Genomic DNA, 8120 nt, shown 5'->3' with positions numbered 1-8120 from the left:
ACGCCATGGACCGATCGGATGCCTCGATGCCCGGCATCGGCGTCAGGACCGGAGCCAGGATCCTCATCGACGTCGGCGACGGCAGCCGCTTCCCCTCCGCAGCCCACCTCGCCGCCTACGCCGGCCTCGCCCCGGCAACCCGCAGCTCCGGCTCCTCGATCCGCGGCGAAAAACCGTCCCGCAGAGGAAACAAGCAGCTCAAACGCGCGTTCTTCCTGTCCGCTTTCGCGGCCCCGGCCGACCCCGCGTCCCGCAGTTACCACGACCGGAAGATCGCCCAGGGCAAGCACCACACCCAAGCACCGCTCCGCCTCGCCCGACGACGCACCGACGTGCTGTTCGCGATGCTCCGCGACGGCACCTTCCACGAACCCCGACCCGTTGCGGCTTCATGACGCTGCATCGACCGGTCAGTCTTCGGGGCGAAGCCGTTCACGAGCGGCCTCGAGCCGCTGGTTGTAGTCAGGCGCGAACAGCTCGGGCAGGGCCTTGTCCAGCGTCCCGGCGATCCTATGGATCGGCGCCCACACCGCCGGCTCGTCCACGACACGGCTGAGATCGGTCATCTGGAGCCGATACAGCCAGTCCGACAGCACCAGAGCCTCGTCACTCGTCAGCGTGATCGTCACCCGACCATCACCCATGCACACCCCCACAGCTCGACCCCGACCACACGAACCTACTGACCCCCGACCTTGACCAAACCCATAGGGGCACCCCCCACGACCACCCCCGCGCCCCGGCAACCGCTCGGGGCGGTCCGAGGCCACCGAGCGCATCGCGGCGGCCATGACCATCCCCGCTCCGAGGGCTCCCTCCGGGAAACGGTGTCGTCGACCGTGCCGCCGCCGTCATGGGGGCCTTCCCCACCGCGATCACAGTCGGCGCCCACGACGCCCGACGGCCCGTCGGGTCCCGGCGAGGTGTTCGCCCCGGGTCCGCAGCGTGCCGCCCGCCCGCTCCGACCCCCAGTTCGCCGGCAGTATCGGCGCATGAACCTCTCCGAACAATTGGCCGAGTGGCAGGACATCGAGACCGCCATGCTCCGACTCGGCAGGACACTCGGACTCTTCGAGCCCGACGACACCTACCTCGGCCACAAGTGGGTGTTCTGGTCCCGCAACCCCCTCGGCGACATGCTCTACGGCACACTCGAGCAACTGGTCGAGATGGGAGCCCTGGAACGACGCGAGAACCCGAACGACGACGGGGACGACCAGTTCCGCTGGTGCCCCGAGGGCGTGGCTCGTCTCAAGAAATAGCCCGGCGGGAGACTCCGCCCCGATAGAGCGCCGACGCCGAGAACGCCGTCACCCCGTCGACCGGGCCCGCCCTGCGACCGGCGTACCTCGGCGGACGCCGCGTGAACGCGGCTTCGTTCCGGTACACGATCACTGGATGTCGTGGCGCGAGCAAGGGGCCTCGTGTCGGACCGCTCGGCCGGCGTCCCGAGTCCCGTTGAACCAGCGGCGTTTGGCCCGAGGCTGGGGCGAGGCTCCATGGCCTGGGTCACCGACGGGTCGTCGTACTCGCGGGAGATCACCCGGACTTGGCCCGACTCGACGTCGTGGCGCACCGTGTCCAGACCCAGGCGGCCCAGTCGGGTGATGCTTTCGGCGTGGATGGTGGTGTTCAAGGGGAGCATCCCGACCTTCGGGTGCGTCCGGCCGAGCTTCACCTCCTCGCCGAGCAGGATCTGCATCAGGTGGTCGACGGAGGCCGAGAGCAGGGCCTCGTCCACGGCAACGTGCAGCATCCGGGTGTTCCTTGCCGGTGGCCCGCCGGGAGCATGCCAACGCTCACTGCTGATCGCCCTCGGGACGCCCTCGACCGAACCGACCACGCAACCGCTGTCCGATCTCACCGACCCTTGCCCATCCGACGTTCGGCAAAGAGCAGGTGCCCCGCCGGCTTTGTTGTCATCACCCGAAGCCGTCGGCTCGGGCGCCGGCGGGTCCGAGTCCTGCCGGGAAATTGGCGGTGACCAGAGCGACGGCCTCCTTGGCGGTGTCGGTGTAGCCGATCACGATCGAGCTGCGGGGCCGGCGGACTCGGAACCGCCCATCGGAATGAGGGTCGACGCATGGCACCCGCAGGACGTACGGGTACCCGGTGCAGCTGCTGAAGCACAGGGTGTGGTGGCTGGTGAAGGGAAACAGCTGCCGCAGGCCGGGTTGTGCGAAAGCCGCCTCAAGGAGTGGAACGATGCCTGGGTACGGCCGCATCGGACGGAGGATCTCGTGGCGCTCACGCATCCACTGCCAACTCAGGATCAACTGCTGCCACTTCACCTCGACCGCAGCGGCCGGCCCGCGTTCGTGGGCCGCAGCCAGATCGGGAAGGGCGGGCCTCGGCGGCACAGGAACGCCCTCGGCATAGGAGAAACGGTCTGAACTCACGATCCCATTGTGATGTTGAACCACCACCCGGAGAAGGTCAGCCACTCTCGTGGTCCTGGCTGCCGGACGGCGAGATTCGAATGTGGCCGACGAAGCAGACCATTCGAGGCGGTAGAGCGAATCGTGCGTGCCGAGGGTGCCGTAGCGCCGCGCGAAACGGCTCGCCGGTTCGGCTGCGGTCGGCAGGGGGAACGCTCGAGCGCCGAAGCCGGACTCCGTCACGGGGTGGATCCGGAGATCGACGGGCGTCTCGTTCGTCTTGCGTTCCCGGATGATCGGGTCGGCCGTGTTTCGAGCCGGCACCGGACCCGGGGCGCCCGCCAGGCCGGCCACCTGCCGAGGTTTGATCGCTCCCGCGCCGTTGTCAGGGCCGGAGTTGCCGTGCCTGCGGGTCGAAGCAGTTGAGGCCCAGCGACGCGGCAACCTCCGCCGCGTAGGCGGATGTCTCCTCGGCCCTGCTCCAACTCATGGGGAAGTAGATCAACGGGCCGCGGGCAGCGCCGATCAGCGGCCCCGCCGACCAGGGCGAGTCATCGTCGTCGATCTCCGTGGGATCCGGCCACCGTTCCAACAGCGCGGCGACGAAGGCCGTGATGCGACCCACCGGGGGAACCACGGGCTCCTCCGTGTCCATGTAGCGGTCGTACAGATCGGCAAAGCACTTGGCCGCAGCGGCGTTGTCTGTCGGCCGCTCGCCCTCCCACACGGCAAGGTCGTAGCTCATTGACGCAACCTGCCATCTCCTACCGACAACGGCGCGACCGACCGGATCTTCGGAAACCACGAGCAAATCGGACCGGATCACCCGAGACGGGACTGTCCCGTCTCGTCCAGCGCGTCATCTGAATGTGCCCTGACCTGCGAGGTGTCAGGTCTGGGTGAGACTCAGATCTAGGGCGACCAGTCCTGAGATCGGGGGTCGGATTTGGAGGATCGGGTGTCTCGTCGATCATGGCGGCTGTGTTGGCTCCGAGCTTTGGTGCGTCAGCTCGACTGAGACGTCACCGGTGGGATTCTCACCGAGCGTGGCAGTTTCGACACGTGAGTTGGCTCCAATAGCTGCCGTTGGTTGTTGCTGCCTCCCACGTCTGGAGCTTGAGTTGCTGCCGGCAGGAGGAGGTGGCTGCCGTCGCCCAGGCTCGGAAGGCTTCGAGGTCTTCTGCCAGGCCGTGGAGTTGCCGGGCGGACTCCTGAGCTTGGACCATCCAGGGCGCGAAGGCATCCTCGGCCAGGACGTGGTCGAAGCGTCGCCGCGCGATGGCGATCTCACCGGTCAGTCCGGCGGCGATCCCGGCGTGGTAGTTCTCCCAGAAGTAGCCGGGGCGAGGCTTCTGTGACGTCAGGAAGTCGGTGGTGGAGAGCAGATCGATGAACCTGGCCCGGTTCTCCAACGCCAGGTCGGCGGCCCGCCGCGTGAGGCTCTGTGCGTCGAGGGCGAACTGGGTGGGGTTCACGAACCGCTCGAATCCGGGCTCACGACCGCCGACGTCGAATGCCAGATGGTTTCTGTCCTGCCACAACCACATCACGCCGACATTCAGATAGCTGCCGTCGTTCCGACCCGGCTGGAACTCGACAATGCCCAGCCACCAGCCGTGATCGTCGATCCATGTGCGTGATCTTCCGCGCTGCTGGAGACCGAGCGGCCGGAGGACCTCGCGGGCGGCCGCCGCGACCAGGCGGGAAGCGGGGGATGCGGCTGTCATGCGGATCATTGTCCGCCGCCTTGCCGTGCGAGTTCCAGCCGGGCCGGCCTGCGGTGAGGTCGGGCGCCAGGGCCTGGGTTTCGATCGCCAGGCGGCGTGCGGCTTCGGTGTGCAGGTCGTTGCGCTCGTGCCAGTGGGGTGAGGCGAACAGGCCGGTCAGAGCGACGGTTTCAGGGTAGGTGGCGAGTTCGATGCGGTCCTCGGTGGGGCGGCGGGGATCTCCGTAGGGGTCCTCTGCGATGGCGTGCAGGCGTCGGGTCCAGCGCTGTCGGAGGGTGAGTGGCTCGGACGTTCGGAACCAGTTCGCTGTCATCGTGCGGGCGCACTGGTAGTCCAGGGCGATGAAGGGGGCCGTGCTGCGGCGGACGAGCCGGCGGTGCCGCAGGTCGGCGTGAAGTATCTCGGGGAGCGCGTCCAGGTGGTGCTGGTCGCCGCCGTGGAGCCAGCGCTGGTGCCGCAGGCAGACCCCTTCGTGGTGCGGAGTGCTGCGGACGACGAGTCCGTGAATGCCACGACGGGCCATGCAGAGACGGCAGGCGGGGCGCTGGCGGGGCTCGGCCAGTTCTTCGATGGCCAACTGCTGGCGGTGCTGCGCGGGTTCGCGCACGTCGGCCAGGGCCGGCATCGCGTGGATCAGCGCGGGGACGCTCTGGCCGGTCAGTGCCGCCAGCCGGGGCAGTGCGGCGGGGGTCCAGTGGCCGACCCGGTTGTCGTCGCGCCGGTGGCGGCGGTTGGGGCCGATCAGGAACGAGAGGTGGCCGACGGTCAGGTGGTTGGCGTCGGCGAGTCGGTTGAGGTAGGAGCCGATCGTCTCGCTGTGGACGGGCGGCAGCGCGATGGGCAGGGTCCGCAGGTGGCTGGTCACGCGGTCCTTCGTGCTTCGCGGGTGCGGCGTTGGCGGGCGCGCGGCAGGTTCTGCTGTTCGGCGCTCTCGTCGAGGTCGATGGCTTCCAGGCCGGCGCAGGTGATTTTCTCGGTGCCCTCCAGGACGGCGTCCAAGGCGGCCTCGCGGACCAGGTGGGACAGGCTGCCGATCATGCCCGCGGTGCGGTCGTGCAGGTAGGGGGCGAGCGAGAGGAGGGTGACCGGGCGGTGGGCGTGCAACCGCAGCGCGTTCTCCAGGGTGGCGACCAGGGCCTGCCAGGCTGCCTGCTCCTGCGGGGTCTTGTGGCGGAAGGAGCTGGTGGGGATGAGGCTGTAGCGGCTGGCGATCTGCCCTCCGCGTCGCCCGGCGAACAGGCCGGTGCCCTCGATGTCGACGCCGGCCGGCACGAACGTGGCGGGGATGCCCTCGGACAGGTACTTGATCTGATCCGATGCCTCGGCGCCGATCCTGGTCTGGATGTCGAGATTGTGCAGCTCGTCGATGAGAACGAGTCGACAGCCCAGGGTGCAGACCAGGTCACAGACCCGGTTGGTGACCTCGACCTGGCTGAACCGTGACGGCAGCGGGAGCCCGATGAACCGAGCGAACTCGATGGCGAGCATCTTCGGCGTGGCGGCCGGCGGGACGGTGACGTAGAGGACCGGCAGCGCCCCGGGCGAGATGGCACCGCGACGGCGGGTCAACTGCTCGTAGTTCTTTCCCAGTTGGGTGATGGCGGTGGTCTTGCCGATGCCCGCCGGACCGGAGACGATCAGCCCGCGACGAGCCGAGTGCTGGTGCCGGTTGAGCAGGATGCGCTTGCGCCCGGTGGCAGCGATGTGGCGGATCGTCGGCGTGGAGACGATCACCAACTGGGCGTGGTAGTCCTCCCGGGCGGCATCGTAGTCCGCGCGCAGCCTCGGACAGCCGCTGCAAGGCTGCCGGCGGCAGCACGAGCGGCGGTGCGGGCATCTCGTTGACGAAAGCGGCCCAGCCCTCCTTCGTCGTCAGCGGATGGTCGACCTCCTCCAGCTCCGGCAGGGGCGTCACGCGCGGCTCCCGTCGGTGAAGGCATCGAACACTCCGAACGGGACGACCTCGCCGAGGACCTCCTCCGGCACCGGCTCGGCGTCGGCGTCGGAATCCGGCGGAGCATCGAGGGCAGGACGGGTAGGCAGGGCGGTGGCCGCTCGGGTGCGGGCGGCGACCTTGCGGTCCGGGCCGGTTCCGGCGCGGGTCAACAGGTCCTCGACCACGGCCGCGATCGCCAGCTCGTCGGTGTCGTCCGCGCCGCAGGTGGCCAGCAGCGAGCGCGCGTGGCGCCAGGTGAAGTCCGCGAACGGCGCGAAGACCGTGCCCAACCGGGTCCACGGAACGGTGATCCAACCCCCTGCCCTGCTGTCGCGGACCCAGACGTGGGACAGGTCGTAGGGGTCGTAGTGGACCTCCCAGAGGTCGCCCTTGAGCGGGACGCCGGAGGGCTGGCGGCGGTAGGGGCCAACTCCCGGCAGTCGTAGGTGCGGTAGTCCATGACGATCCCGTAGTCGTTGATCTTTCGCCATTCCACCGGCAGCAGTTCGATGTAGTCATCGCCGGTCAGGCAGACCGGCAGGTGCCCGGCGCGGGTCACCATCAGCGCGTAGACCTCGTTCGGCGACAGGGCCTTGTGTGGTCACCGCCGAACGCGGGCCCACCTCGGCGCTGGACGTGTTCGCCGAACTCTCCGACAACATCGAAGAGATCCGGGCGGACGTGCCGCTCGGTCCCGGAGAACGGCACATCCTCGAACGCGCGAACGGCGGCCGGATCACCTGCGACTCCCACCCCGCACGACCCGCTCTCGACGCCCGATCCGCACCGCGACGCGCGCCTACGCGTCGTGCACCTGGGCCGACCGCGACCGCCTGGTGAGGATCGACTCCTCGAAGGCGGACATCCGCGCCGTCCGCGCCATGGTCGACACCATCCGCACCGCGCCCCGGCTGCCACGCCCCGTTGACGCGCGCGAGTCCCTTACCCGCGCCCGATGTTCGCCCGCCCGGATTCACCCGCACCACTTCCGAGGCCCGGACGCACCCGCGCGAACCGCACCCGCCCGGCGTGCCGGGGGTCGGCTTCGGGCGCGACGCGCCTCGCCGAGGCGGCGCGGCGCGTGGGCGAGTTCGGCCCGGGCGTGGTCGAGCCACCTGGTGAGGATGTGGGTACGGGGCCGGGGGCGTTGTGGAGTGCGGTGTGGGTTCGTGGTGGAGTGGGGCGACCGCGACAGCCGTGGTGAACATCGACGCGAGGGGGTCGGGTCGTGGCTGTTGCGCCGTATCCGGAAGGGGTGTGGGGCGGGCGTGTTCCGCGGCACCTGGAACGGACCCTGTCGATCCTGGAGTCCGCGTATCCGCGGGGGATGCCGGACGAGGACTATCTGCCGGTGATGCGGGTCCTGGCCGAGGGGATGTCGATCCGGAACCTGGGGGACGTGATGTTCGCGTTCACCACCTTCACGGAGGCCCACCACGACGCGTACGGTATCGGCGGCGACCAGGAATCGACCGACCCGGACGTGCGACGCGTCCGGGAACTGCTCGTGGGGTGCGGATGGGACCCCGACTCCGACGAATAGGCACGGACAAGCGTAACGCTTCCTCGGTCCACCAACGCTGCACGCTCGCGCACGAGGACGAGCCGTCGGGAGCATGTGTCCGCGTCCCGGCTTCGGCCGACGGTGCCGACGGCGCGGGGGCGCGTCCTCGGGTGAGGAGGGTCCGCCGAACTTCCCTGCCACCGTGCGTCGTTGCCACCGGTGACGAAATCGGCGTCGGGGCGTGCGGGTCGCCGGTGGTCGCGGTCGCGGGGTCTCGGTGGTGCGGTCGGGGCACGCCGGCCGGCGGCAGGTTGGGGGTGGTGGGGGCTTCGGCCATCGTCTCCTCCTGGATCCACCGACGGCGAACACGGCCCGGGATGGGGCGGTCGGCTGGTCGGGGAAGCGAGTACAGCTCACCTGTTCGACTCGCCGACAGGGCCCGGGCGTATCCCCGCTGTATCCCCGGCCGCCCGGGCACGGACAACCACCCGGGCGTGATGGTGTGATGGGTCCGTGGACACTACCGCGCCCTTGATCATCCCCACCCCGTTGTTGACGCCCCCCTGACGCGATCC

General features: G+C 69.4%; 11 protein-coding genes. 4 read left to right on the top strand and 7 right to left on the bottom strand.

What is annotated here, in order from left to right; translation table 11 throughout:
* Positions 1-395, top strand: a 395-nt coding sequence (locus ACFXMF_RS45330; protein WP_380021217.1) for a transposase, incomplete at its 5' end; no start/stop codon positions are given.
* A gap of 15 nt (positions 396-410) precedes the next feature.
* Here the strand turns inward: ACFXMF_RS45330 and ACFXMF_RS45325 are convergent.
* Positions 411-644, bottom strand: coding sequence for a hypothetical protein (locus tag ACFXMF_RS45325; RefSeq protein WP_379989107.1), 234 nt, complete (start codon positions 642-644; stop codon positions 411-413).
* A gap of 348 nt (positions 645-992) precedes the next feature.
* Here ACFXMF_RS45325 and ACFXMF_RS45320 point away from each other — a divergent pair, with 348 nt between their 5' ends.
* The gene (locus tag ACFXMF_RS45320) at positions 993-1262 is read left to right on the top strand and encodes a hypothetical protein (RefSeq protein ID WP_379989106.1); all 270 of its coding nucleotides are present in this window, start codon (positions 993-995) and stop codon (positions 1260-1262) included.
* Positions 1263-1922: 660 nt separating this feature from the next.
* Here ACFXMF_RS45320 and ACFXMF_RS45315 read toward each other — a convergent pair.
* The 6 genes from ACFXMF_RS45315 to ACFXMF_RS45290 form a co-directional block, all read right to left on the bottom strand.
* On the bottom strand, positions 1923-2732 hold the full coding sequence (locus ACFXMF_RS45315; RefSeq protein WP_379989105.1) for a DUF6193 family natural product biosynthesis protein: 810 nt from the start codon (positions 2730-2732) through the stop codon (positions 1923-1925).
* 31 nt (positions 2733-2763) lie between these two features.
* Positions 2764-3123 carry a hypothetical protein gene (locus ACFXMF_RS45310; RefSeq protein ID WP_379989104.1) on the bottom strand — a complete coding sequence of 120 codons (360 nt, stop codon included), beginning with the start codon at positions 3121-3123 and terminating at the stop codon, positions 2764-2766.
* Positions 3124-3415: 292 nt separating this feature from the next.
* Complete coding sequence (locus ACFXMF_RS45305) at positions 3416-3853, bottom strand: hypothetical protein (protein ID WP_379989103.1); 438 nt, start codon at positions 3851-3853, stop codon at positions 3416-3418.
* Positions 3854-3872: 19 nt separating this feature from the next.
* Positions 3873-4970 carry a TniQ family protein gene (locus ACFXMF_RS45300; RefSeq protein WP_379989101.1) on the bottom strand — a complete coding sequence of 366 codons (1098 nt, stop codon included), beginning with the start codon at positions 4968-4970 and terminating at the stop codon, positions 3873-3875.
* On the bottom strand, positions 4967-5839 hold the full coding sequence (locus tag ACFXMF_RS45295) for an AAA family ATPase (protein WP_379989121.1): 873 nt from the start codon (positions 5837-5839) through the stop codon (positions 4967-4969). The genes ACFXMF_RS45300 and ACFXMF_RS45295 overlap by 4 nt, the downstream gene beginning before the upstream one ends.
* A 177-nt stretch (positions 5840-6016) precedes the next feature.
* Positions 6017-6532, bottom strand: coding sequence for a hypothetical protein (locus ACFXMF_RS45290; RefSeq protein ID WP_379989100.1), 516 nt, complete (start codon positions 6530-6532; stop codon positions 6017-6019).
* 106 nt (positions 6533-6638) lie between these two features.
* Between ACFXMF_RS45290 and ACFXMF_RS45285 the strand changes: the two genes are divergently transcribed.
* Both ACFXMF_RS45285 and ACFXMF_RS45280 read left to right on the top strand, forming a co-directional pair.
* Positions 6639-6881, top strand: a complete 243-nt coding sequence (locus ACFXMF_RS45285; protein WP_379989099.1) for a hypothetical protein — start codon at positions 6639-6641, stop codon at positions 6879-6881.
* Between the two features lie 388 nt (positions 6882-7269).
* Complete coding sequence (locus ACFXMF_RS45280) at positions 7270-7584, top strand: DUF3349 domain-containing protein (protein ID WP_360313602.1); 315 nt, start codon at positions 7270-7272, stop codon at positions 7582-7584.
* Positions 7585-8120: the final 536 nt, after the last annotated feature.

Source organism: Embleya sp. NPDC059213 (genome assembly GCF_042754445.1).
In the GTDB taxonomy this organism is placed as follows: domain Bacteria; phylum Actinomycetota; class Actinomycetes; order Streptomycetales; family Streptomycetaceae; genus Embleya.
This window is presented reverse-complemented; position numbering and strand designations above follow the sequence as displayed.

What these genes read in the sequence shown, in the direction of transcription:
- ACFXMF_RS45290 (WP_379989100.1), bottom strand. Translation starts at nt 6,532, where the DNA reads ATGGCGAAAGATCAACGACTACGGGATCGTCATGGACTACCGCACCTA.
- ACFXMF_RS45310 (WP_379989104.1), bottom strand. Translation starts at nt 3,123, where the DNA reads ATGAGCTACGACCTTGCCGTGTGGGAGGGCGAGCGGCCGACAGACAAC.
- ACFXMF_RS45325 (WP_379989107.1), bottom strand. Translation starts at nt 644, where the DNA reads ATGGGTGATGGTCGGGTGACGATCACGCTGACGAGTGACGAGGCTCTG.
- ACFXMF_RS45320 (WP_379989106.1), top strand. Translation starts at nt 993, where the DNA reads ATGAACCTCTCCGAACAATTGGCCGAGTGGCAGGACATCGAGACCGCC.